Below are 25,826 nucleotides of genomic sequence, written 5' to 3'. Positions count from 1 at the left end.
TCACGGAGCGCGCGCGAGATGCTCGGCTCTATCCTCGCATCCGGTCTGGCGGCGGGCGCGATTTACGCGCTCGTGGGCGTCACCTACAACACCATGTTCTCGACCTCGCGGGTGATGAGTTTCACCGCCGGACAGCTCGCGATGCTCGGCGGCGTGTTCGGGTCGATGTTCACGTTGAAAATGGGCATGCCGCTGATCGCCGGATTTCTGCTGACGCTGCTCGGATGCGCGGTTGTCGGCATCATCACCGAATTCGTTGCCGTGCGGCCAGTACTCAAGAGTCTCGATCAGCATCTCTACGTCCTCTCCACGCTGGCGCTGGCGCTGATGATCCAGCAGGTGGCCGCGATCAAATGGGGCACCGAGCCGCAGCCGTTTCCGCGGCTGATCGGGTGGGGCAGCGGCGTATTGGACGAGAAATTCTGGCTGCCGGTCGTCGCCTGTGGGCTGACCATCGGCGGTCTCGAATATCTCTATCGCCGCACGCTCGTGGGGCGCGCGTTCCTGGCGATCGCGGAGGATAATTTTGCGGCGCGCGCGCTCGGTCTGCCCGAGCGCAATCTGCGCGTCGCCAGCTACGCGCTGGCCGGAGTGATCGGCGGTATCGCCGGATTTTCCGGCGGCGAGTTGCTGCTGGCGTTCTTCGCCAATGGTGCGCTGTTGAATTTCTACGGCTTCGTGCCGGTGGCGCTGGGCGGTCTCGGCAACAACCGCGGCGCCATCATCGGAGGCCTCGCGCTCGGCCTGTTCCAGCAGGCTGCGAATTTCCTGGTCGGCGGCATCTTTTCCTCGGTGGCCGTCTTCACGCTGTTCATCGTCGTTCTGCTGGCGGCGCCACAAGGCATCTTCGGCTCGGCCACGGCACGGAGGGTGTGATGACCGCATTGACCGCGGCCACCGCGCCCGGCGAGACCAGTGCCTTTCGCGCATTGCTGCCGCAGCTCGCGCCGTTTCTGGGCATTCTGGCGGTGGCGATGATCCTGCCGTTCGTCAGCAACGACTACTGGGCGCTGATCGGTACACGGGCGGCCATCTATTGGGTCTTGGTCTCCGGCCTCAACCTCGTCGTCGGCTTCGCAGGGCATCTGGCCATCGGCTATGTCGCACTGTTGACGCTCGGCGCCTATACCACCAGCGTGCTGGTGGCCGGCAATGTGGCGCCACCGATGCCGGTATTCGCGGCATTGCCGATCGCGGGCTGCGTCGGCGCGTTGTTTGGCGTCATCGTCGGCTTGCCGGCGTTGCGGTTGCGCACGTTCTATTTCGCGATGTCGACACTCGGCTTCGCCACCATCGTGACGCAGATCGCGCTGGCCTGGCAGAGCGTCACCGGCGGCGGCATCGGTATTGCCGGCCCGGAGTTTCCCCCGCCGTTCAACACCGCATGGGGCTATTACTATCTCTGCATCGCTTTTGCGGGCCTCACGACCTGGATGAGCGCGAATGTGGCTCACAGCCGCTTCGGCCGTGCCCTGATCGCGGTCCGCGATGCCGAGGTGGCGGCGGAAGCCACCGGCATTTCCAAACCGCGCATGCTGATCGCGATCTTCCTGTTCGCTGGCGCGCTGGCGGCCATCGCCGGCGGATTGTTCGCGAGCCTGCAGACCTATATCACGCCGGATGCCTTTACCTTCGATCTCTCGGTCCTGTTCTTCATCGCGATCCTGATCGGCGGACGCGGCTCGATCCTGGGCCCGATGCTCGGCACCATCATCCTGACCATCCTGCCGGAGATCGCAGCCCCGCTGGCGGCGTGGTCGACGTTCCTTTACGCCGTGCTGCTGCTGGTGATCGTGCTGGCGATGCCAGGCGGCATCGCCGCGCTGCTGGATTTTCGCAACCGCCGTCCGCTCGCCGCCAATCGCGCCATCATGCCGCGCCCCGCGGCGCTCGGCGATGTCTTTGGCAAGATCGCGAGCGACAAGTCGCTCTGCCTGCGCGGCGTTGCGCTCAGTTTCGGCAATGTGCGCGCCATCGACGGCCTCGATCTCGACGTCAAGCCCGGCCAGACTCACGGCTTGATCGGCCCCAATGGCAGCGGCAAGACCACGACCTTGAACGTGATCTCGGGTTACTACGCAGCCAAGGCCGGAACGATGAAGCTGGGCGAAGACGTGCTGCCGCCGGGCATGCCGCTGCTGCGCGCCAACAGCGGTATTGCCCGCACTTTCCAGACCCCGCGCGTGATCGGCGAGGCCTCCGTGCTGCAGAATGTCATGATCGGCGGCACCATCGATGGACAGGCGACCTTCGTCGAAGCGCTGCTGGCGTTGCCGCGGAACCGGCGGGACGAACGGATGCTCGCGGCCAAAGCCCACACGCTGCTTGGCGTCGTTGGACTCGAGATGCTGGCTGGTGTCCGGGCCGATCGCCTGCAGCACAGCGAATTGCGGTTCATCGAAATCGCGCGGGCGCTGATGCTGGAGCCGGATTTCCTGCTGCTCGACGAGCCTGCCGCCGGGCTCTCCAATGACGAAATCGAGCGCCTGGCCGCGCTGATCAGGGCGATCGCCCGGCGCGGCACCGGCGTGTTGCTGGTGGAGCACCACGCCGACCTGATTTTCGAGATTTGCGATCACGTCACGGTGCTCAATCTTGGCCGAACGCTGGCCGCCGGAACGCCCGCCGAAATTCGCGTCCACAAGGAGGTGGTCAGTGCTTACCTCGGCGGCTGAACCTCTGCTCTCGGTCGACGCGCTGGAGTCCGGCTACGGCAAGATCCGCGTGCTGCATGGCATCGATTTTGCGATGGCGGCCGGCGAGGTCGTGGCGCTGTTGGGCCCAAACGGCGCCGGCAAGACCACTATGCTGCGCGCGCTGTCGGGATTGCTGCCGGTCAACGCCGGACATGTGCGCTTCGACGGCCGCGACATGACCAACGCCACGCCACGCGAGGCGGCGCGCGCCGGCCTCGTGCACGTCATCGAGGGGCATCGCGTGTTCACGCAGATTTCCGTCACCGACAATCTTTTGCTGGCGGCCTACGACCTGCCGCGCGGCGAGCGCGCGGCGCGGGTCGACCAAGCCCTGTCGTTCTTTCCGGAGATCGCCGAGAAGCGTCACGAGCGCGGCGGCGCTCTTTCCGGCGGGCAGCAGCAAATGCTGACGGTCGCGCAGGGACTGGTGCGGCGCCCACGACTGTTGATGCTCGATGAACCGTCGGCCGGCCTGTCGCCGGTGCTGGTCGATCGCGTGCTCAACGTCATCGCCACGCTGCGCGGTCAGGGCACGGCCGTGCTGCTGGTCGAGCAGCTCCTGGAAAAGGCGCTGGCTGCCGCCGACCGCGTCTACGCGCTGGTGCAGGGGCATATCGTGCTCGAAGCGTCCACCGGCGAAGCAAACTTGCCGCAGCGGTTGGAACGCGCCTATTTCGGCCACGAAAGCCACCTGACGGCTGTCGGGTGAAGATATTCCGCCCCTTGCACGCGACTTCCGATTGGTTCAACATTTATCGACAAGGGCAAGTGCAGCAGCCGCAAATACGGCGCAAGAAAAATCACGCCCGGGAGGAAATACCATGAAGACCGTCCGCGTCAGCCGTCGCGCGTTCCTGAACTCGACGAAGGCCACCGCCGCCTGGCTCGCCCTGGCGCCCGCCATCATCGGCCGTGCCGAGGCTGCCACGACCAAATTGAAATTGTCGTCTTCGCTTCCCAACGACGCGAAATTTGCCAACGGGCGGGTCTATTACGACAACCTGGTGAAGAATCTGAAGGCCAACGGGCTCGGGGAGCAGGTCGAAGTCACGTTCTTTCCGGACAACCAGCTCGGCCAGGAAATCGACGTCATCAATTCGGTCAAGCTGGGAGTGATCGACCTGATGGTGTCGGGCTCGTCGATCTCGGCCAATCTGGTCCCGCTCGTCGGTACCTTCGACCTCGGCTATCTGTTTTCGAGTTTTCCGCAACAGACCAAGGCCTTTGATGCCGGCGCCGCCAAGCCGATCGAGGACGCGCTGCTCAAGGGAGCGAATATCCGGGTCATCTCGTGGGCCTATAATTTCGGTTCGCGCAGCGTGCTGGCGAAGAAGCCGGTCAAGGGTCCCGAAGATCTCGCCGGCCTCAAGATCAGGACGCTACCCAATCCCGTCATCACCGAGTGTCTGCGTCTGATGGGCGCCGCCGCGACCCCGCTGGCGTTCGGTGAAATCTATACCGCCTTGCAGGCGGGCGTGCTCGACGGGCTCGAACACGATCCTCCCACCATCCTCGCCGCCAAATTCTTCGAGAGCGCCAAGCATTATGCGCTGACGCAGCATAATTTCTCGCCGCTGGCGACATATTTCAGCGATGCGACATTCAATCGCATGGATCTCAAACAGCGTGAGGGCTTCCTCGATGCCGCGCAGAAGGCGGCAGCCGATACCCGTGCGCACGGCCTGGAAATGGAGAAGGAGGCCCTCAAGAACCTCGCGGACAAGGGCGTTACGATCGTGGAATGCGACAAGGAAGCCTTCCGCAAACGCGTCGCCGTGCAAACCGACAATTTCATAAAGGCTCGCCCCGAAGCGAAGCCGGTGGTGGACATGATCCGCGCGACTCAGGCGTGAGGGGACCGTCCATGCTAGGCGCCGCGCCTACACAACGCGGCGGCGACCGGATCATAGCCGCCCTGCTGCTGTTGAGCGACGCAACGGCGGCGATCCTGCTCGCGGCTGACCTCCTGGTCGTCTGCGGTTCGGTGCTGCTGCGCTTCCTGTTCAACGCCCCGGTCGAGTGGGCCGACGACGTGGCCCGCGGCCTCATGGTCGGATCGAGCTTCTTCGGCGCCGCCAGCGCGCTGGCGCGTAGCGAGAATCTCGGCGTGGCATTTTTCGTCGACATGCTGCCGGCTGGCATCCGGCGCACGGTCGATGCCGTCGGTGCGCTGCTGACATCCATCATCGCGGGCTATGTGGCGTTCAACGCCATCAAGCTCGGCTGGCTGACGACCGGGCAAACCTCGGGCTCCGGATTGCCGCTGGAACTGACGTTCTATCCGATGGGTGTCGGCGCGCTGTTCATGACGGTCTTTGCGGGCCATCTTCTTCTGAGGCGTTCCTTCCGCGACACACTCGCCGGCGCGGTTGCGACGGGCCTCGTCGTCGGCGCTTATCTGGCGTGGGACGGTCTGGCTCCAGCCTCGGTACCGTCGTCGGGCACGCTGATGCTGGCGGGCTTCTTCGTCACCCTGTTCGGCGGATTGCCGATCGGCTTTGCGCTGGCGCTGGCGGCGCTGACCTTCATCTGGGTCGAGGGCACGCTGCCCGGCGTCATCTTCGCGCAGCAGATGGCGCGCGGCATCGACAATTTCGTGCTGCTTGCGATCCCGTTCTTCATTCTGGTCGGCTATCTGATGGAAGCGAACGGCATGTCGGTTCGCCTCATCGAGCTGCTGCAGCGCGCCGTGGGGCACATGCGCGGTGGCCTCAACGTCGTGATGGTGACGTCGATGGTGCTGTTTTCGGGCATCTCCGGTTCCAAGATGGCCGATGTCGCGGCGGTCGGCTCGGTGCTGATCCCGGCGGCGCGCCGGTCACGGCAGAATCCGGGCAGCGCGGTGGCGTTGCTCGCGGCCTCCGCGGTCATGGCGGAAACCATTCCGCCCTGCATCAATCTGATCATCCTGGGATTCGTCGCCAACCTGTCGATCGGCGGCCTGTTCGTCGCGGGCCTGCTGCCGGCAGGGCTGATGGCATTGGCCCTGATCGCGGTGTCGGTGATCTTCGGAAAGAGCCGGGTGTCGCGTGTCGAGGCCGAACCGCGGCCTCCGATGTCGGGTCTGTGGAGCGGAGCGATCGCGTCGTTCGGATTGATCTTCATGATCTTCGCGGGCTTCAAGAGCGGGTTCGCCACCGCCACCGAGATCTCGGCGTTCGCGGTGCTCTATGCGATCGTCATCGGCAGCCTCGTTTTCCGCGAGCTCAGTCCGAGGACGGCGGCGCACAGCTTCGTGCAGGCGGCAACGCGTTCCGGATTGGTGTTGTTCATCGTCGCAGCCGCGCAGTCGGTCGCCTTCATCCTCACGCTGCAGCAGGTGCCGCATGCGGTCGGCGAGACGATGCTCTCGCTGTCTGGCACGCACGGCACTTGGATGTTCATGCTGCTGTCGATCGCCGTGCTGATCGTGATGGGTTCGGTGCTTGAGGGCGCCGCGGCGCTCATTATCTTCGGGCCGCTCTTGTTGCCAGTTGCGGTCAGGCTCGGCGTCGACCCCCTGCATTTCGGCGTCGTGCTGGTGATTGCGATGGGAATCGGCCTGTTCGCTCCGCCGCTCGGGTTAGGCCTCTACGGGGCCTGCCTGATCGGCAACGTGCCGATCGAACAGACGGTCAAGCCCATCATCGGTTATCTCGGACTTCTGTTACTGTGTCTGCTGGTGATCGCCTTTGTTCCCGCCATCAGTACCGCGTTGCCGCGCGCCTTCGGGTACTGACTCCCTTGGGAGAACTCGGTTGAAAGTGTTGCTGACCCATACGCCCCAGTTTCGTCGCCAGTATTACGGCGAGCGTAGCCTGAAGGGCCTGCAGGTGGCCGCGCATGTGGTCTTGAACGAAGCCGACGACGCGCTTGACGCCGCTGCGCTGATCGAAGCCGCGCGCGATGTCGACATCATCGTGGCCGACCGGTTGACGGAGGGGCCAGGCGAGATCTTTCCGCGGCTGCCAAAGCTGCGCGCTTTCGTTCGCTGCGCGGTCGATATCCGCAACATCGATGTCAAGGCCGCAAGCGCGGCCGGCGTGCTGGTCACGAGGGCAGGGCCCGGCTTCGTGGCTTCCGTCGCGGAACTCGCGCTCGGCTTTCTGGTCGATCTGTCGCGCGGAATTTCGCGGGCGACGGCGGACTACCATTCCGGACGGATGCCGGAGGTCGCGATGGGCCGTCAACTGTCCGGCAGCACCGTTGGCATTATCGGCTACGGCTGCATCGGTCGCTATCTCGCGCCTGTTCTGAAATCACTGGGCATGACGGTCTTGATCGCCGATCCCTTCCTGACGGTCGATCGCGCGGATGGCGAGCATGTTTCGCTCGAGGAGTTGCTCGGGAAGGCGGATTACGTGGTCTGCCTCGCGGTCGCGAATGAACAGACCGAAAAGCTGATCGGGCCGGCCGCGCTGGCGCGGATGCGACCCGACGCGTTCTTCATCAATTTGTCTCGCGGCAATCTCATCGATGAGGCTGCGTTGAGCGTCGCGTTGCGCGAGAACCGCATCGCGGGGGCGGCGATGGATGTCGGCCGCGCCCGGGATCAGATGCCAACGCCGGAGTTGGCAAACCTCGAGAATGTCATCGCGACCCCGCATATCGGCGGGTTGACCCAGCCGGCGATCGAAAGCCAGTCATCCGAAACGGTTCGCCAGGTTGAAGCGATCATCAATGGCAGGGTTCCTCACGGAGCCGTCAATGCCGATCATTGGGCACGCCGTTCATGAGCGCTGATGAAGATGACGTGCGTCATGCAGGTCCGGAAAAGGCAATCGCAAAGGACGTTGCGCCGGCCCGGCTTCCCTTCTTTTACGGCTGGATCATCGTCGGCGTGACTTTCGTTACCATGGCGATCGGGGTCAACGCCCGCACCGCCTTTTCGCTGTTCTTTCCGCCGATCATCGATGAGTTCGGCTGGGAGCGCGGGGTCACCGCGGGCGCCTTCTCGTTCGGCTTTGTGGTGTCCGCCGCGGTCAGCCCGCTGATCGGCCGCCTGATGGACCGCGCCGGCCCGCGCGCCATGATGGAGCTCGGCGTCGCCTTGATGGCGGGCGGCATGCTGCTGGCGCCGCTGACGACGCAGCCCTGGCATCTCTATGTGACCATCGGCGTCATGGTCGGCGCGGGCAGCATCTGCCTCGGCTATTCCGGCCAATCGCTGTTTCTGCCCCACTGGTTCAACCGCAGGCGCGGGCTGGCGATCGGTCTGGCGTTCGCCGGCGTCGGCATCGGCTCGATGACGCTGTTGCCATGGGTGCAGCACATGATCGAGCAGACGGGATGGCGCACCGCCTGCACGGCAATGGGAATCCTGATCCTGGTGGTGCTGGCGCCGATCAATCTGTTGCTGCACAAGCGCCCCGAGGATATCGGGCTTCGGCCGGACGGCGACGCAGCCCCCTCGGCCGCGATCAAGCCGGTATCCTATGTCGTCGATCACGACTGGGCCGGCATCGACTGGACCCTGGGCCGCGCGGTGCGCACCGCGCGGTTCTGGTGGATATCGCTCGGTTATTTCGGCGGCCTGTACATCTGGTACGCGGTGCAGGTTCACCAGACCAAATATCTGCTCGACATCGGCTTCAGCCCGAACGTCGCGGTGTGGTCCCTGGGCGCCGTCAGCCTGCTCGGCATTCCCGGCCAGATCTGGCTCGGCCATCTCTCCGACCGGGTTGGGCGGGAATGGATCTGGACCGCCGGGTGCTCTGGCTTTGCGATCTGCTTTGCGGCCTTGATCGCGCTGAAATCCTTTCCAGTCCTGACGCTGGTCTACCTCATGGTACTGGCGCAGGGCGCGCTCGGTTATGGCCTGACCTCCATCATGGGGGCGGTGGTGCTGGAAATATTTCAGGGCAGGCATTTCGGCAGCATCTTCGGCACCGTGATGCTCGCAGCACTTGCTGGTGGCGCCGCCGGTCCCTGGGTCACCGGCGCGCTGCACGACCTTACTGGCAGTTACGGCTTCGCCTTCGCCATCGGCTTCGCCGTCAGCGCATTGTCCGCCTTCGCGATCTGGATGGCGTCGCCCCGCAAGGTGAGGGCGGTCGCGGGACAATTGCACAAGGCCCGGGCCGGCGCCCACACCGCTTGAGAATGGAGCGAACACCGCGTCGCCGTCGTGACGTTCGTCAGGCCGGCGTGGTTCGGACAGCTCGCTGCAGATCGCCGATCGCTCGCAGGAAGCTGTCGGCCGGCGTGGTCTCCGGATCGATCAGGCGGTGCAGACGGAAACCGTCCTCCAGCGCGAGCAGTATCGCGCCCGTCCATGCCGGGTTCAGCGAACCGCTCCTGCCCGCGTTCTTCAACGCCGTCTCGACGATATCGGTGATCAGTTGCCGCCTCGCGCGCAGGCGCTTGGCCAATTCCGGTCTGCGCTTTTCGGCGCGCGCCACGAACAGGATCATTTCCATATGCAACAGCGGAGAGCGGCCGAGCGGATCCTGCAGGCTGCGGTCCATCGTTCGCAGAGCTTCGATGAAGTCCGCAATGTTCTTGTGCCGGGCGAGAAGATCGAGATTGCGTTGAACGGTTTGCTCGACGTGATCCTCGAGCATGGCGATGATCAACTCGTCCTTGCCGGTAAAGTTCGAATAAAACGCCCCGCGCGTAAAGCCGGCCGCGGCCGCGATGGCCTCGATGCTGGCGCCACCGATGCCCTGTTCCTCGAACATTCGCGCCGCCGCCTCGAACAGCTTTTCACGGGTATCGTCCCGGGTCGGTCTGGTCCGAACTCTTGACATCCCGCAATTTTACGGCAAAATGCAACTCAATACAAGAGTGTATCGATATTGGACTGTCACCTGATTGAGGTCACCATGAACGAACAGCTTCAGACCACCGCGCCCGAGCCGCTGTTCAACCCGCTGTCGCCCGACTTCATTCGCGATCCCTACCCGCATTACGAGCGGCTGCGCACCACCGACCCGATGCACCTCACGGCGTACGGGGCGTACGTCGCCAGCCGCCATGCCGAGGTCAGTCTGGTGATGCGCGACAAGCGCTTCGGCAAGGATTTCGTCGAGCGGACCAAGCGGCGCTACGGACCCGATATCATGAAGGAGCCGGTGTTCCGCAGCATGAGCCACTGGATGCTGCAGCAGGACCCGCCCGACCATACCCGCCTGCGCGGGCTGGTGGTGAAAGCGTTCACCGCGCGCCGGGTCGAGGACATGCGTCCACGCATTCAAGAGATCGTCGATCAGACGCTGGATCGCATCGGGCCGCAGGGGCATATGGACCTGATCGAGGATTTCGCATTCCGGCTGCCGGTCACCATCATCTGCGACATGCTCGGAATTCCCGAGGAGCATCGTGAGGTGTTTTATGCCAGCTCGCGCGACGGCGGGCGCCTGCTCGATCCGGTGCCGCTCTCGAAAGCCGAAATCGAGCAGGCCAATGCCGGCAACCTGATGGCGCAGATGTACTTCCAGCAGCTGTTCGAGCTGCGCCGCAAGGACCCCGGCGACGATCTGACGACGCAACTGGTGCAGGCCGAGGAAGACGGCAGCAAGCTTTCCAATGAGGAACTGACCGCCAATATCATCCTGTTGTTCGGCGCCGGCCACGAGACCACGGTCAATCTGATCGGAAACGGGCTGCTGGCGCTCCACCGCAATCCCGACCAACTCGCACTGCTCAAGGCCAATCCTCAACTCATCAGCAACGCCATCGAGGAGTTCCTGCGCTACGATTCCTCGGTGCAATTGACCGGCCGAGTGGCGCTGGAGGACATCGAAGAACTCGGCGGCCGGAAAATCCCGAAGGGCGAAAGCGTGCTGTGCCTATTGGGTTCGGCCAACCGGGATCCGGCGGTTTATCCCGACCGGCCGGACCGGCTCGACATCACGCGTCCCAAAATCCGCCCGCAGTCCTTTGGCGGCGGCATCCACCTCTGTCTCGGCGCCCAACTGGCCCGGATCGAGGCCGAGGTCGCGATTTCGACTCTGCTGCGCCGCCTGCCGGGCTTGCGGCTCGACAACGCCGAAAATCCGGAATGGCGGCCGACCTTCGTGCTGCGCGGCCTGAAAAACCTGCCCGCAAGCTGGTAAGGAGGTCTGCGCGCGAGACGCTGTGACTTCGCCACAGTTGCCTCTATATATAGCGGTGTTCCGGGGGTGATTTCGGGCGGCGACGGGCGCGAGGCGCCGGCAGATGGGCTGGGTCACGCCGCCCCGCCGGAGCGCGCTCAGAGGGAGACACCGTGCAGACGACGCTGCTCGGATTGGCGATTGCTTTTATCCTCGCGCTGATGGCCGCGCTGATCGGGCCGTACTTCATCGACTGGAATCAGTTCCGGCCGCAATTCGAGGCCGAGGCGACGCGGGTAATCGGCGCGCCGGTGCGCGTCGCCGGCGAACTGGACGCGCGGCTGTTGCCGACGCCGTCGTTGCGGCTGCGATCGGTGGTGGTGGGATCCGCCAACGATCTCGGCAAGATCCGCGCCGACAAGCTCGACGTCGATTTCAGCCTGGGCTCGCTGATGCGCGGCGAATGGCGCGCGGACGTCCTGACCATCAACGGCATGTCGGTCGATCTCGGCCTTGATCGGCAGGGTCGGGTCGAACTGCCGGCGTCGACCGGGAAATTCAATCTGGGATCGCTCTCGATCGGCCGCCTGAACCTGACCGGCCGCATCGCCCTGCATGATGCGGCCAGCCGCGGCACCCTGGAACTGAACGATATCGCCTTCTCCGGCGACGTGCGCTCGCTGGCGGGCGCGGTGCGGGGCGACGGCAATTTCACGCTGTCGGGGCTGCGCTACCCGTTTCGGGTCTCATCCGGTCCGAGCAGCGATGGTAGCGCGACCCGCGTCCATCTCAACATCGATCCCGGGGCCCGCGCGCTCGCCGTCGACCTCGATGGCGTGCTGTCATTCGAGACCCGCGCCCCGCGCTTCGATGGCGCGCTGGTGCTGGCGGTTCCCCCCGGCCTCAAGGCCAAGAACGACGTGCCGATCACGCCCTGGAAAATATCGGCCAAGGTCAAGGCCGATCCGGCCTCGGCAAAGCTCGACCAGCTCGACGTCAGCTACGGCGCCGAAGAGCGCGCGCTGAGATTTTCGGGTCTCGGCGATATCAGCTTCGGCGCCTCGCCGCTGCTGCACGCCGCGCTCTCGGCGCGGCAGCTCGATGCCGGCAGGTTTGCCGCGAGGGATACCAAGGACTACGAGCCGCTGCGCGTGGTGCCCGCCTTGCGGGCGCTGATGGCCGGCATCCCGCAACCGCCGATCCCGACAAAGATCGAATTCAGCGCCGAGCAGATCATGCTCGGCGGCCGCCCGGTGCAGAATTTGACCGCCGGCCTCGGCAGCGACACCGGATCCTGGGCCATCGAGCGGCTGGATCTTCGCGCGCCCGGTGCGACGCTTCTGTCCCTGACCGGCGCCAATGCCCCAGCCGGTCCGTCCGATTTCAAAGGCGCGCTCAGCGTCGAATCATCCGATCCGGATACGCTGATGACGTGGCTGCAGGGCCGCAGCGAAGTCAGCTATCGCAACCAGAAGCCGCTGCGTCTGCGCGGCAATGTCAGCCTGGCCGCGGGCGGATTCACCATCGAAGCCATGAAGGCGGAGATCGACGGCGGCGCCGTCGAAGGCCGCGTGGCGCTGTCCAATCTGCCGGCCGGCGGCGGTTCCCGCTTCGATGCCGAGCTGAAGGGAGAACGTCTCGATCTCGATGCCGCAGCCGCCTTCGCGCGCTCGCTGGCGGGCCCGCCGGGCGAATGGCCCGAGGAAGCGCAAGTGTCGCTCGACATCGGCCGCGCCATTTCGGCCGGTCAGGAGTTGCGGCCGTTCGCGGCGAAATTAGGCTACGGTCCGAAGTTTTTCCTGCTCGACCGGTTGAAGATCGGCCAGCCCGATGGCGTCACGCTGGAGGGTGGTGGCAATTTCGATCGCGTCAGCTTGATCGGAAGGCTGGCGCTTGATTCAACCGCGGCATCGATGGGCCAGCTCACCGGGCTGATTACGCCGTTTGCACCGTCGCTCGCCGCGCGGCTCAGTGCGTTGGGACTAGCTCCGGGCCCCGTGCGCACGAAACTCGTGCTCGATCTCAACAAGAATAAGGCACGCGCCGATGGTCCGATTGCCAGGGCCGAGCTCGGTATCGACGCGCCGCAGCTCAAGGGACAGGTCGTGCTCACAACAACGCCAGATGCGGCGGCGCTGCTTGGGGTCGATCTCGATGCGCTCCGGCGCAGCGAATTCAGCCTTGAATCGAAACTGTCGTCGGATCAGGGCCGCATCCTGCTGGCGTTGTTCGGGCTCGATCGCGTGATCGCGGCCGGTGACGGCCCGGCGCGATTCGAGGGATCGGTGGCGGGCGTCTGGCGCGCGCCGTTGCGGTTGAAAGCAAAATTGTCGGGAACCGGGCTGGATGCGGAAGCGCAGGGTACAGCCGAGCCGTGGACGCAGGAGCCCAAGGCCAGCGTCAATTTGAACATTCGCGGCGCCAGCCTCGCGCCACTGCTCGACCTCAAGCCGGCGGACCGGCTTGCGCAGAACATCAACCTGTCCTCGCGCGTGTCGCTGGCCGGCAACAGACTGACTTTCGACGATCTCGACAGCACGATATCGGGCTCGCGGCTGCGCGGGCGCGTCGCGGTCGCGCTCGATGGCGAAAGGAATGTCGACGGCGAAGTCGGTCTCGACACGATCGATCTCGCGCCGGCCTTCGCGCTCGCCATCGGAGCGGCGGGGCACGACGCCGCGGAACCGCTCGGAGCCGGACTGTCGAGGGGATGGCGCGGTCGAATCGCCTTTCAGGCGTTGCGCGGCGCGCTGCCGGGCGGCGGCGAGTTGCGCCCCGTCAGTGGAACGATCAGGAGCGACGGCCAGTCGCAGACCTTCGACGGCATCAAGGGCGGGATCGGCGGCGGGGAAACGGCCGCGACCATCGACACCAGGCCGAGTCCGAACGGGATCGCGCTGAATGCCCGCGTCCAGCTTACGGGCGTCGATGGCGCCGCGTTGCGCTATCGTAATCTCGCGATGCCCGCGGGGCGGATGTCGATGCAGCTGACGCTGACGAGCCAGGGCCGCAGCGCCTCGGCGATGACGGGCGCGCTGTCCGGCAGCGGCACCGTGACATTGGAATCCGCCCGCATCGCGGGGCTCGATCCGCGCGCCTTCGACGTCGCGATCCGCGCCAGCGACATTGGCCAGGCGACCGACGATGCCAAGCTGCGGCAGATTGTCGATCTCGTGCTTTCGGCCGGCGCGTTGACGGTGAAGTCGGCGCAAATTCCATTCAGCATCGGCGACGGCCGGCTGCGCGTCGGCGCCACCACGCTCGAGTCCGACGCCGCACGCGCCATCGTCTCGGGCGGCTACGACATTCCCGCCGATCAGGCCGACATTCGCGTCACGCTGACGTCGACAGCAACCGGTCTGGCCACGAGCCCTCCCGAAATCCAGTTGTTTGCGGCCGGTTCGCCCGATGCGCTCAATCGCACCGTCGACGTGGCGTCGTTGTCGTCCTGGCTGGCGGTGCGCGCGATCGACCGCGAGACGAGAAGGCTGGATTCGATCGAGCGCGGCGAACCGCCGCCATCGCTCACCGTGCCGGCGTCGATTCCGTCGTCTTCCGGCGCAGCCCCGGACGCGGAGCCCTCGGATCAACCAACTTCCGACCTGCCACGCCGGCCTCTGCCCAAGCCGAGAGCCAACGCACCGCGTCCGCCCGCTGCGGTGGCGCCGCCAAGTTCCAGTGCGAATCCCGGCGCGCCCATCGTCAGCCAGCAGCTGGCACCCCTGCCGCCGCCGATCGAGGTCCGCCCACCGCCCGGGCCGCCGCCCCTCGCACGGCCGCCGAGGCCGAAGCCGCCGCTGGTGCTGACGCCGCCGGCCGCCAATCCGCAGCGGCCAGCGTTCTAGCCAAGCCGCGCTGGAACCAAAGGCGCGCCGGCGCATTCAACGCAGTTGATGTTGGGGGCATTCCGAGGGGGAAAAGGTGCCTGACGAAGGAGTGTCCACAGGATCTGGTAGAGCGTTTCCGACCGCCGCCGGCGAGCTCGCCGCGCTGATCCGACGATTCGACTGGGCGAAAGCCGGCCTCGGGCCGCTTGCCACGTGGCCGCAGAGCCTGAAAACCGTCACCGAGACCCTGCTGCGTTCGCCGGTCCCCATCGTGCTGTTGTGGGGCGAAGACGGCATCATGATCTATAACGATGCCTATTCGGGTTTTGCCGGTGGCCGCCACCCGCATTTGTTGGGATCGAAAGTGCGCGAGGGATGGCCGGAAGTTGCCGATTTCAACGATAACGTCATGAAGGTGGGGCTGGGTGGCGGAACGCTGGCCTACAAGGATCAGGTGCTCACGCTCTACCGGCATGGACGCCCCGAACAGGTCCGGATGAACCTGGACTATTCGCCCGTTCTGAACGAGGCGGGCCAGCCGGCGGGCGTGATCGCCATCGTGGTCGAAACCACGCAGCGGGTCGTCACCGAAGGATTGCTCAGGGATCGCGAGAACGATCTGGCCCGCGTCCAGAAAATCGCCCGCGTCGGAGGGGTCACGGTCGATCTTCGCAATGGCTTCGACAGCGGACCCCGCTCGCCTGAATATCTCGAAATACACGGCTTGACCCCGGACGCGATCGATACGCACGAGGACTGGATCAAGCGCCTTCATCCCGAGGACCGCGAGCGGGCCTTTCAGCATTTTATCGCGACCATCAATGGTCCGGAACTGCGCTATTCGTCGGAATACAGGATCGTCAGGCCCAGCGATGGACAGGTCCGGTGGATCGCATGCGAGGCGCAGATCGAACGGGATGAAACGGGCAAGCCGTTGCGGCTGGTCGGCGCCCATATCGACATCACCGAACGCACGCTGGCGAAGGAACTGCTCAGGGAGAGCGAAGAGCGTTTCAGGTTAATCGCCAACAGCGCGCCGGTGCCGATGTGGGTCAGCAAGCTGGATCGCACGCGCAGCTTCGCCAATCAGGCCTATCTGGATTTCCTTGGCCTTGCCTATCAGGAAGCCATTGTCTTCGACTGGCGCGGGATTCTCCATCCCGACGATCAGGCGCGGATCGTGAAGGAAAGTCTCGCGGGTGAGGCCTCGCTCAAGCCGTTTGTGCTGGAAGCGCGATATCGCCGGGCCGACGGCGCGTGGCGGTGGATGCGATCGGAATCGCAGCCGCGCTGGGATCCCGCCGGCAACCATATCGGCTTCATCGGCGTGGCTCACGACATTACCGCGGCCAAGGAGGCCGAAGGCGAACTGCGCCGTCTCAACGAGACGCTCGAACAGCGCATCGGGGAACGGACCGCGCAGCTTGAATCCAACGAGGCGCAACTGCGCGCGATGTTCGAAACCAGCAACCAGTACCAGGGACTTCTGGACCTTAAGGGCAACGTCATCTACGCCAACAAGACGGCGCTAACCGGAATCATGGCGGGTGCGGCCGACGTCGTTGGCAAGCCGTTCTGGGATACGCCCTGGTTTTCCGCCACCCCTGCGGTCCGTGAGGCCGTCGCCAATGCCTTTGCGGCGGTCAAGTGCGGCGAAAGCATGCGGACCGAGATGCTGCTGCATTTGCCGATCGGCGACCGCTATTTCGATTTTGCGATGCGCCCGGTGTTCGATCAGTATGGCGGCGTTACCGCCGTGTTGCCGGAAGCGGTCGACATCACCGAGCGGCGGCAGGCCGAGGAGGCGCTACGTCAATCGCAGAAGATGGAGGCGGTCGGCCAGCTCACCGGCGGCGTCGCACATGATTTCAACAATCTGCTGACGATCATCCGCTCCGCCACCGACTTCCTCCGCCGGCGCGAACTGCCCGACGAGCGCCGCCGCCGCTACATCGATGCGATTTCCGACACGGTGGACCGGGCTTCCAAACTGACCGGACAGCTTCTGGCGTTCGCGCGCAGGCAGCCGCTGGCGCCGCAGGTATTCGATGTCGGCCTGCAGGTCGAAGCGATAGCGCAGCTGATCCGCCCGCTGGTCGGAAACAGAATCCAGATCGGTATCGAGGTTCGCGACCCCGACTGCTTTGCGATGGCCGATATCGCGCAATTCGAGACCACCCTGATCAACCTTGCCGTCAACAGCCGCGATGCCATGGACGGCGAGGGGCTCATTTCGATCAGCATCGAAAAGGCAAATGCGATCCCGGCTTCGGGCACCAGCGAGAAACGCGACGGAAAATTCATCGCCATCTCGATCACGGATACCGGCACCGGCATCCCGTATGACAAACTCACCTCCATCTTCGAGCCGTTCTACACGACCAAAGAGGTCGGCAAAGGTACGGGCCTCGGCCTCAGCCAGGCGCTCGGATTTGCCAAGCAGTCCGGCGGCGAAATCGTCGTCGGAAGCCGCGTGGGGGAAGGCTCGACATTCACTATCTATTTGCCGCAGGCGGCGGCGCCCGCGATTTACGCGGACATCAATGCGGGCGCTCTCGAAGCAGCCATCGGCGGTCGCGGCCACCGCATCCTCGTGGTGGAAGACAACGAGGATGTCGGACGGTTTTCGACCGAATTGCTGCAGGATCTCGGCTATGCGACCCGTCGGGCCGACAATGCCAAGCAGGCGCTGGCGCTGATCGCCGCGGATCAATCGGCTTTCGACCTGGTGTTTTCCGATGTCATCATGCCCGGCATGAACGGCGTGGAACTGGCTGCGATCATCCGCGAGCGCCATCCCCATCTTCCGGTGGTGTTGACCAGCGGCTACAGCAGCGTGCTGGCCGAACACGCCCATCAGGGCTTCGAACTGATTCAGAAGCCCTATTCGGTCGAAGTTTTGTCGCGGACGCTACGCAGGGCGATTTTGGAACGGTCGTCGACCAATTCGTAGTGTCGTATTGCGCCGAACCGCTCGCGAAGCCTAGTCGGAGCGGGTGCGCAATTGGTTGCGCTCCTTGCCGACCGCCTCGGGAGAAACCACCGGCCCCGCCGTTTGCCAGGCATTTCGAATGTAGGTCAGTACCGCCGCTACCTGATCGTCATTCAGCTGCCAGGCGAATGACGGCATCCCCGGTGCGGTCGGCTCTTGTTTGGTCGCCACGCTGCGGCCGCCGCGCAGCACGAGGTGAATGGCGCTGGTGGAATCGCCGGCACGGACCAGTGCCGATTGCGCCAGCGACGGAAACAGCATCGCCACGCCGCGACCGTCGATGCCGTGACAGGCGGAGCATTGATCCCTGTAGATCGCCTGGCCCGCGATCATCACCGGCGAGTTCGCCGGCACCGGCGCCGGGTTGTCCTGCCGTTGCGGCTGGGATTTCAGGTAGGTCGCGATCGCGGCCAGATCGCTGTCGCTATATTGCGAGGTGGCGTTGACGATCTCCTCCGTCATCGGCCCGATCGCGGCGGTGAACCGGTTATGCCCGGTCTTGAGATATTCCGTGATATCCGCCTCGCTCCATTGGCCGAGGCCCTGGTTGTTATCACCGGTGATATCGGGCGCAAACCAGCCTTGAAGATTGAAGCCGCGCAGATTGTCGGTGGTCTTGTCGCCGCCGAGGACGGTCTTCGGCGTATGACACGCCGTGCAATGGCCGGGGCCCTGCACCAGATAGGCGCCACGATTCCAGGCCGCGGATTGGCGGCTGTCGGGCTGGAATTCGCCTTCGGTGAAATACAGCCCATCCCAGACCCGCATCGCGGTGCGAATATTGAACGGAAACGGCAGCGTGTTGGCTTTGACCGGTTGATGCACCGGCTCGACCGTCTTCAGGTAGGCGCGGATCGCCAGCACGTCGTCGCGCGACATCTTGGTGTAGTCCGGAAACGGCATCGCGGGATAGAGCCGGCTGCCATCCGGCCGCACACCCTTGCGCACGGCGTTGTCGAACTGCTCGTCGGTCCAGGCGCCGATGCCGGTGTCGTCGTCGGGCGTGATGTTCGACGAGGTGATCACGCCGAACGGTGTCTCGATCGGACGCGCCCCGGCAAAGGGTTTGCCGACCTCCGGCACGGTGTGGCAGGCAAAGCAGTCCGCAACGGTCGCGAGGTAGCGGCCCTTCTCGATCTGGTCGAATGCCTGGCTGTCCGGGTCGGCGCCGCTCAAGCCGATGCCGCCGAGCCATGCCGCGGCCGCGCCGATCGCGATCGAAAGTTTTGCTGCGTTACGCATGGACCAGCGGCCCCGGATTTTTCAGATACTGGCCGCGGATTGCCGCCGCCGCCCAGAACGCCAGCGCGGCCACCGTGCCGGTGGGGTTATAGCCGGCGTTTTGCGGGAAGGCGCTGGCCCCCGTCACGAACAAATTCGACACGTCCCAGCTCTGCAGATAGCGGTTGATCGCGCTGGTTGCGGGATCGGTGCCCATGATTGCGCCGCCGTTGAGATGGGTGGTCTGGTAGTCGGTCGCGTCATACGGACCCTTGCGGTACTGCTTGTCGAGCGTATGGGCGCCCATCGCGCGGATGATCTCGGCGAATTTGTCGGTCAGGAAGGCATTCTGCTTCAACTCGTTGTCGTGGAAATCGATCGTCATCCGCATCAGCGGACGGCCGAAGCGATCCTTGTAGGTGGGATCGAGATCGAGATAGACATCGCGATAGCTGTAGAAGCTGCCGTGCACGCCGGTGCCCGGCCTGACGGTCGAGAGATAATTGTCGCGCGCCGCGCTTTTCCAGGCAGCGCCCCATTTCGGCGTACCCGGCGGCACCGACGCCGACTGGATCGGCCGGCCGTTGGTCTGCACCTGTCCCATATAGCCGCCGCCGACGAAGCCGTGCGGGCCGTGATCGAAATTGTCGCCGTTGAATTCGTCGATGCACATGCCGATCGAGCCCGAGGCAATGAACGGATTGAAGTTGAATTTCTTGTTGTCGAAGAAGCCATTGACGGTGGAGATCGTCTGGTGGGTGAAGTTGCGGCCGATTACGCCTTTATTGGCAATGGGATCGTAGGGAGTTCCGATCTTCGAGTTTAGCAGCATTTGCACATTGAAAAGTGTGTAGGCCGACAGGATCACGAGGTCGGCGGGCTGCTCCCATTCAACGCCGCCGGTATCGACGAAGGTAACGCCGGTGGCATGCTTGCCCGAGCCGTCGAGGTTGATGTGCAGCACTTCCGAATTGTCGCGCGCGGTGAAGTTCGATTTGCGGACCAGCAGCGGCAGGATGGTGGTCTGCGGGCTCGCCTTGGAATAATTGCCGCAACCGAACCATTCGCAGAACCCGCAATAGGTGCACGGGCCCATCCGCAAGCCCAGCGGATTGGTATAGGCCTGGGACAAATTGCCCGAGGGCTGCGGAAACGGCTTGTAGCCGAGTTCGCGCGCGGCCTTGGCGAACAGCGTGTGGCTGAAGGGCTGCTTCTGCGCGGGCGTCGGGTAGGGCCGCGAACGCGATCCCTCGAAGGGATTGCCGCCCTCCTGGATCTGGCCGCGCAAATTGCCCGCCGTGCCCGAGGTGCCGCAGAGATATTCGAACGCATCGTAATGCGGCTCGAGGTCGTCATAGGTCACGCCAAAATCCTGGATCGTCATGTCCTCGGGCAGGAAGGCCGCGCCGTAACGTTCGGTCAGATGCGTCCTCGCGACGAAATCCGACGGCAGAAATCGAAAGGTTTCCGCGTTCCAGTGCACGCCGCCGCCGCCGACGCCGTTGGGCGGCATGAATGAGCCCCAGTCGCGGATCGGCAGCGCGGTCTGGTTCATCTTGTTGCGGAAGGTGAAGGTGTTCTGCTCGGGCCGCAGGAACAGTTCGTGACGTATGCGATAGCGCAACTCGTCCTGGACAAAATTGGGCGGAAATTCGGTCGGCGCGTCACGCCAGGGGCCGCGCTCGATCGCAATCACGTCGAGGCCTTCGTCGGTCAGCTCGTTGGCGAGGATCGATCCGGTCCAGCCCAGCCCGATGATGACGACGTCCTTCTTCGGCAATTTCTTCGGCATCGCCGTTCGCCCCTTCAGTTCTTCGGAGACCAGTCGGCGCGGCCCATGAGGCTCACGGGCGGCAGCGGAAAGCGTTCATTGTGGCGATCGACCCAGTCCAGATAATTGTAGCGCGCGCCGGGGTAGCCGATCATTTTCCACGCCACCATGTCGACGTTGCCGCCGTAGATCGGGTCCGCGAAGAAGCCGGTCTGCACGTCCTTGATCAGCAGCGCGAAGAAGGACTTACCGTCGACGCCTTCGAGTTTTGCCTTCTCATCCTCGAGGTTCTTGAGAAGTTCGTCCTTTTGTTCATCGGACAGATCGGCAAAGCGTTTGCCCTCATAGGTCGACTGGCAGTAGCGATCGAGCGCGGCCAGCGCTTCGCGATAGATCGCTGCCGGCCCCTTCTGGGATTGCGAGCCCTGCTGTTTGGTGCCGGGCATGAAGGGCGGCTGGTTGTAATGGCCCTCGGAGCGGCCATAGGGCCCGGCGAGCTGTCGGTCGACGAAGACGGCGCAGCCTGAATCCTTGCCGCCCGGCGTTTGTGGATCCGGCGGAATGATGCGGTCGGCCAGTGCCTCGATGGCACGGCCCTCTTCGGAGGTGAAATAATGCCAGGGGCCCGGCCGAACCGGGATAGGGGGACTGCCGGCATCCGGCGCCCAGGGCAGGCCGCCGGAAATGATGGTGGCCCGGCTCTTGATGGTGCTGAGCACCAGGATCGCCGTCCCGGCCAAAAATTCGCGCCGCCTCATGGTCATGATCGGTCATTCCTGCCAGCCGACCAGAAAATGCGCATGTGGCGCTCGGGTTCCAGACCCGCGCCGGACAAGGCCGTGCCAATTAAGAAAGCGTGCGATTATGGAAATTTGCAAACAAGGTGATGAAAACAAAAAGTAAATCCGGTTACGCCGACAGTGTCGTCGTAACCGGATTCCTACCATCGGCAAGCAGCGAGGGAGATCAGTTCGCTGCGAACCGCGGCGAGGTGCAGCCGCCGCAGACCCAGGGCCATGACCAATCGGCGACCTTGCCCTTGTTGGCCTCGACATAGGGGCTCCACGCCCTGGGCGGCAACGCCTTACTCTTGTAGACGATGCTGAACTGGCCGTCGGCCTGGACCTCACCGATCATCACCGGCTTCGCCATGTGGTGATTGCTGCCCATCACGACCTCGAAGCCCGATGGCGACTTGACCTTCTGGCCGATCATCGCCTGGCGAACCGCCTCGACATCCGTGGTGCCGGCCTGCTGCACCGCCTGCACCCACATGTGGAACAGGATGTAGGCCGACTCCATCGGATCGTTGGTGACGCGCTTGGGATTCTTGGTGTAGGCGCGCCATTTGGCGATGAACGCCTTGTTCTCCGGCGTGTTGACGGACTGGAAGTAGCTCCAAGCCGCGAGATGGCCGACCAGCGGCTTGGTATCGATGCCCGCGAGTTCTTCCTCGCCGACCGAGAATGCGATCACCGGGATGTCGGTGGCTTTCACGCCCTGATTGCCGAGCTCCTTGTAGAACGGCACGTTGGCGTCGCCGTTGATGGTCGAGATCACCGCCGTCTTCTTGCCGGAAGAGCCGAACTTCTTGATCGCCGCCACTTCCGTCTGCCAGTCGGAGAAGCCGAACGGCGTGTAATTCTCCCGGATATCCTCGTCCGCGACCCCCTTGGTCTTGAGGAAGGCGCGGATGATCTTGTTGCTGGTGCGGGGATAGACATAGTCGGTGCCTTCGAGCACGAAGCGTTTCGCTTCGCCGCCGTCCTTGCTCATGAGGTATTCGACCGCCGGAACCGCCTTGTTGTCGGGTACCGAACTGCCGTAGAAGATGTTGTACGAGGCCTCTTCTCCTTCATATTCGAGCGGATAGAACAACAGGCCGTTCAGCTCCTCGAACACCGGCAGCACCGACTTGCGGGACACCGACGTCCAGCAGCCGAATACGGCGGCCACCTTGTCCTTGGTGAGAAGCTCGCGGGCCTTTTCGGCGAACAGCGGCCAGTTCGACGCGGGGTCGACGACCACGGGCTCGATCTTCTTGCCGAGCAGTCCGCCCTTGGCGTTGACGTCGGCGACCTCCATCAGGATCAGGTCTTTCAGGATGGTCTCGCTGATCGCCATGGTGCCGGACAGCGAGTGAAGCACGCCGATCTTGATGGTGTCTTCGGCGTGTGCGCTGGTTGCGCCTAATCCGAAGATGACGAGGATGGCAGCCGCGGCGGACAGCCAGCGGGACAGTGCGGTGCTCATGGGTTCTCCTTGTGGTTCGATGACCGGGAGCTTCGCATTGCTGCTCCCGCTAAGTTCGTCAGTGATCCAACGCTCGCATGGAGCAGCCGGCGGCCATGAGAGCCGCCGGTGAAAAATGCGATGGCTCCATCGGCTGGCTTGGCGATGGGCGCCAATTTCCCAAGTTGCTCAGGAGATAGACGGCAAGGAAAGGTTTCGGGCAGAACCTGCATCGGCCCTGGGCAGTCGCGGACGCCGGCGATCCGCGATGGGTCCAGTTGCTGGCAAAGCGAGGGAGCCAGTTCGAAAACCGCGAAAAATCAGCTGACTTTGGCGGGAATCCCGACAAAATTGATGTGCTGGACCCACAACTGGCCCAGCCCTTGCTCCGGCGCTGGATCAGGGAAGTCTTGAACCGGCGCGGCCCACATGCAGATTTCCGTTCTCCTGGATCGATCGCGGCCGGAGTCGCTCACGACGCAGATGGTCGACCAGATCCGTGAAGCCATCCGCTGCGCCCGCATCGGACCCGGGACGCGCCTGCCGTCGTCGCGGCGGCTGTCCGAGCAACTGGCGATATCGCGAAACACGGTCGTGCGCGCCTACGATCTCTTGCTGATGGAGGGGATCGTCGAGTCGCGGCCGGCGTCCGGGATCTATGTCGCCGAACAGGTGCCGCGCGATGCCGCACACCTTCATCCAGCCTCCGAATTTCGCGAGTCGCCGCCGCGCACGCGGATGCCGATGCCGTTGCGTCACGCCCGCGCGCTCCGCGCGCCCCAGTCCACCGGCAATCGCCTGCTTTACGATTTCTTTCCGGGACGCCCGAGCGCGGATATGTTTCCGCTGAAGACCTGGCGCCGCCTGCTGCAGAACAATCTGTCTCACGGCGGCGGCGCCGGCCTCACCCAGTATGGCGAGCCGGCGGGGCTCCCGGCGCTGCGCACGGCGATTGCCAATCATCTGGCCGCGGCGCGCGGCATCGTCGCCGATCCAAGCCGCATCGTCATCGTTTCGGGAATCCAGGAGGGCCTTGCGCTAGCGGCGCGGCTGTACCTCGCACGCGGCGCACTCGGCGTCGTCGAGGATCCCTGCTATCAGGGTGCGGCGCTGGCGTTCGAAGCTGCCGGTGCTGAAGTTGCCAGCGTCGCCGTCGATCGCGACGGATTGATCCCGGACGATTTGCCGCGGCGCACGGCATCGCTGCTCTATACCACGCCCACGCATCAATATCCGTCCGGCGCGACGTTGTCGGCGGAGCGGCGCACCGAGGTGATCGCGTGGGCGCGGCGCTATGGCTGCTATATCATCGAGGACGATTACGACTGCGATATCCGCTACCAAGGATCGCATCTTCCGCCGCTGGCGGCGCTGGCGCCCGACTGTACGATCTACATCGGGACCTTCTCCAAATCGCTCGGCGCCGGATTGCGGCTCGGTTACATGGTGGTGCCCGAGCATATCGCCGAAGCCGTCTGTGCTGAGAAATCGCTGCTCAACAACGGCAATCCCTGGCTGGAGCAGGCGACGCTGGCCGACTTCATGCACAGCGGCAGCTATGCATCTCACCTGCTTCGCGTCCGTTCGCATTACAGGGATAGCCGCGATTGCCTCGTGGCCGCGCTGCACCGCAATTTCGGCGACGTCCGGGTTGACGGCGACGCGGGGGGCCTGCACGTGCTCTGGCACCTGCCGCCGGGAATTCCGGATGCCGTGACGGTGGAAGCCCTCGCCCAGCGCGCGCGGGTCGGTGTCTATTCGCTGGCCTCGGCGCGGGTCCATTTCCAGCAACGCACCGCCCTGACCGGCCGCGCCCTGATTCTCGGCTATGCCGCGTTGTCGCCCAAGCAGATCGAAAAGGGCATCGCGCGGCTGTCGGACGCGATCGACGACGCGATCGATGATCCCGCGACCGACATGGCCGCGCTGTTCTCGGATCAGTTCGCGCCGCCTGCAGTGCCGGTTTCCGCCAGGCGCGATCTGGCTCCACGACTTCGGCAACGACCGGCTCTACGCAGATCGCCGTCCCATCGTGCATTTTCAAGCATGATCGTCGTACGACAGGGTGGCGCGCCGATGCCGATTTTGAGGAATATCTATCGCTATCCGATCAAGGGATTGAGCGCGCAGCCGCTACCGAGCGTCGAGCTGGAGGCCAAAATGCCTTTCCCGCACGATCGCATCTTCGCGCTGGTGCGGCCCGGGGCCCCCTTCGATGTCAGTCAGCCGCGATGGGGCAAGAAGGGGCTATTCGTGATGCTGATGCTGGAGGAGGCATTGGCGCGGGTCAGGACCACGCTGGACGTCGAGACGCGGAAGCTGACGATCACGCAAGGCAATCGCCAGCTCATCGTGGCCGACCTCGACGACGAAGCCGCGCGCGCCAAGGTGGAGGAGATCGTCTGGCAGCTCGTCCCCGCGCTGCGCAGCGCGCCGACGCTGGTCCGCTCGAGGGACGGCCATTTCATGGACAAGCCGGACAATGTCATTTCGCTGATCAATCTGGCGACGGTGCGCAGCCTCGAGGCGCAATGGGGCATCAAGATCGATCCGCTGCGTTTCCGCGCCAACCTCTACATCGACGAGGCAAATCCATGGGAGGAATTCGACTGGGTCGGCAGCGACATCAGGATTGGGGACGCGCTGTTTCGGGTCGACCGTCGCAACGGCCGCTGCGGCGCCACCAATGTCGACCCCGAAACCGGCCGCCGCGACCTCGACATTCCCGGCTCGCTGCGCGCGGCCTTCGGCCACAAGGAACTTGGAATCTATTTGATCGCAAGGGAAGGCGGCCGCGTCAGCGTCGGCGATTCCGTCCTCACACCGGCCGACGCCGCGACCAGGAGCGTGGCGCGGGCCCCCGCCGCTCCGCGGCAGCCGGACCGCCAGATGTTCATGTGCGGCGGGTGCTATTACATCTACGAACCATTCGCCGGAATCCCCGATCAGCTGGTCGCGCCCGGGACACCGTTCGCTGCCATACCGGCGCATTGGCGATGCCCCGATTGCGGAACCGACAAATCGACGTTCCGTCCCTACGTCGAGGCGCCACGCTCCCATCCCGCCATTTGA

General features: G+C 64.4%; 16 protein-coding genes. 11 read left to right on the top strand and 5 right to left on the bottom strand.

Features of this window, described 5'->3' with window-relative positions:
- The first annotated feature begins 18 nt into the window (after window positions 1–18).
- The 7 genes from B5525_RS00580 (at window position 19) to B5525_RS00550 (ending at window position 8,775) form a co-directional block, all read left to right on the top strand.
- Window positions 19–876 carry a branched-chain amino acid ABC transporter permease gene (locus B5525_RS00580; RefSeq protein WP_079563974.1) on the top strand — a complete coding sequence of 286 codons (858 nt, stop codon included), beginning with the start codon at window positions 19–21 and terminating at the stop codon, window positions 874–876.
- A complete protein-coding gene (locus B5525_RS00575; protein ID WP_079563972.1) occupies window positions 876–2,675 on the top strand; it encodes an ABC transporter permease subunit in 1,800 nt (599 codons plus the stop codon). The genes B5525_RS00580 and B5525_RS00575 overlap by 1 nt, the downstream gene beginning before the upstream one ends.
- Window positions 2,656–3,405, top strand: a complete 750-nt coding sequence (locus tag B5525_RS00570) for an ABC transporter ATP-binding protein (protein WP_154072997.1) — start codon at window positions 2,656–2,658, stop codon at window positions 3,403–3,405. The genes B5525_RS00575 and B5525_RS00570 overlap by 20 nt, the downstream gene beginning before the upstream one ends.
- Before the next feature lie 112 nt (window positions 3,406–3,517).
- Window positions 3,518–4,549, top strand: a complete 1,032-nt coding sequence (locus B5525_RS00565; RefSeq protein WP_079563971.1) for a TRAP transporter substrate-binding protein — start codon at window positions 3,518–3,520, stop codon at window positions 4,547–4,549.
- An 11-nt stretch (window positions 4,550–4,560) separates the two neighbouring features.
- Entirely contained in the window at window positions 4,561–6,414 is a 1,854-nt protein-coding gene (locus tag B5525_RS00560; RefSeq protein WP_079563969.1) for a TRAP transporter large permease subunit, read from the top strand.
- Window positions 6,415–6,433: 19 nt separating this feature from the next.
- Window positions 6,434–7,411 (top strand): NAD(P)-dependent oxidoreductase, encoded by a 978-nt coding sequence (locus B5525_RS00555; protein WP_079563967.1) that lies wholly within the window; start codon window positions 6,434–6,436, stop codon window positions 7,409–7,411.
- A 119-nt stretch (window positions 7,412–7,530) separates the two neighbouring features.
- Window positions 7,531–8,775, top strand: coding sequence for an MFS transporter (locus B5525_RS00550; RefSeq protein ID WP_244567986.1), 1,245 nt, complete (start codon window positions 7,531–7,533; stop codon window positions 8,773–8,775).
- Window positions 8,776–8,812: 37 nt separating this feature from the next.
- On the opposite strand, the gene B5525_RS00545 is transcribed toward B5525_RS00550, so the two are convergent.
- A complete protein-coding gene (locus B5525_RS00545; RefSeq protein WP_079563964.1) occupies window positions 8,813–9,424 on the bottom strand; it encodes a TetR/AcrR family transcriptional regulator in 612 nt (203 codons plus the stop codon).
- Between the two features lie 75 nt (window positions 9,425–9,499).
- On the opposite strand from B5525_RS00545, the gene B5525_RS00540 reads away from it, so the two are divergent.
- The 3 genes from B5525_RS00540 to B5525_RS00530 all read left to right on the top strand — a co-directional run bounded on the left by B5525_RS00540 (window position 9,500) and on the right by B5525_RS00530 (window position 17,491).
- Window positions 9,500–10,732, top strand: a complete 1,233-nt coding sequence (locus tag B5525_RS00540) for a cytochrome P450 (RefSeq protein ID WP_079563962.1) — start codon at window positions 9,500–9,502, stop codon at window positions 10,730–10,732.
- A 152-nt stretch (window positions 10,733–10,884) separates the two neighbouring features.
- Window positions 10,885–14,556 (top strand): AsmA-like C-terminal region-containing protein, encoded by a 3,672-nt coding sequence (locus B5525_RS00535; RefSeq protein ID WP_079563961.1) that lies wholly within the window; start codon window positions 10,885–10,887, stop codon window positions 14,554–14,556.
- Between the two features lie 76 nt (window positions 14,557–14,632).
- The gene (locus B5525_RS00530; RefSeq protein WP_172899793.1) at window positions 14,633–17,491 is read left to right on the top strand and encodes a PAS domain S-box protein; all 2,859 of its coding nucleotides are present in this window, start codon (window positions 14,633–14,635) and stop codon (window positions 17,489–17,491) included.
- 30 nt (window positions 17,492–17,521) lie between these two features.
- Here the strand turns inward: B5525_RS00530 and B5525_RS00525 are convergent, their stop codons facing one another.
- The 4 genes from B5525_RS00525 to urtA form a co-directional block, all read right to left on the bottom strand.
- Window positions 17,522–18,772 (bottom strand): c-type cytochrome, encoded by a 1,251-nt coding sequence (locus B5525_RS00525; protein ID WP_079563959.1) that lies wholly within the window; start codon window positions 18,770–18,772, stop codon window positions 17,522–17,524.
- Window positions 18,765–20,543: a GMC family oxidoreductase gene (locus tag B5525_RS00520; protein WP_079563957.1), complete on the bottom strand. Its 1,779-nt coding sequence runs from the start codon at window positions 20,541–20,543 to the stop codon at window positions 18,765–18,767. Before B5525_RS00520 ends, B5525_RS00525 begins: the two co-directional genes overlap by 8 nt.
- Window positions 20,544–20,557: 14 nt before the next feature.
- A complete protein-coding gene (locus tag B5525_RS00515; RefSeq protein WP_244567790.1) occupies window positions 20,558–21,286 on the bottom strand; it encodes a gluconate 2-dehydrogenase subunit 3 family protein in 729 nt (242 codons plus the stop codon).
- 202 nt (window positions 21,287–21,488) lie between these two features.
- Complete coding sequence (gene urtA, locus B5525_RS00510; RefSeq protein WP_079563956.1) at window positions 21,489–22,775, bottom strand: urea ABC transporter substrate-binding protein; 1,287 nt, start codon at window positions 22,773–22,775, stop codon at window positions 21,489–21,491.
- A 408-nt stretch (window positions 22,776–23,183) separates the two neighbouring features.
- Between urtA and B5525_RS00505 the strand changes: the two genes are divergently transcribed.
- The gene (locus tag B5525_RS00505; protein WP_079563954.1) at window positions 23,184–25,826 is read left to right on the top strand and encodes an aminotransferase class I/II-fold pyridoxal phosphate-dependent enzyme; all 2,643 of its coding nucleotides are present in this window, start codon (window positions 23,184–23,186) and stop codon (window positions 25,824–25,826) included.

This window comes from Bradyrhizobium erythrophlei, from assembly GCF_900129505.1.
Classification (GTDB): Bacteria; Pseudomonadota; Alphaproteobacteria; order Rhizobiales; family Xanthobacteraceae; genus Bradyrhizobium; species Bradyrhizobium erythrophlei_D.
This window is presented reverse-complemented; position numbering and strand designations above follow the sequence as displayed.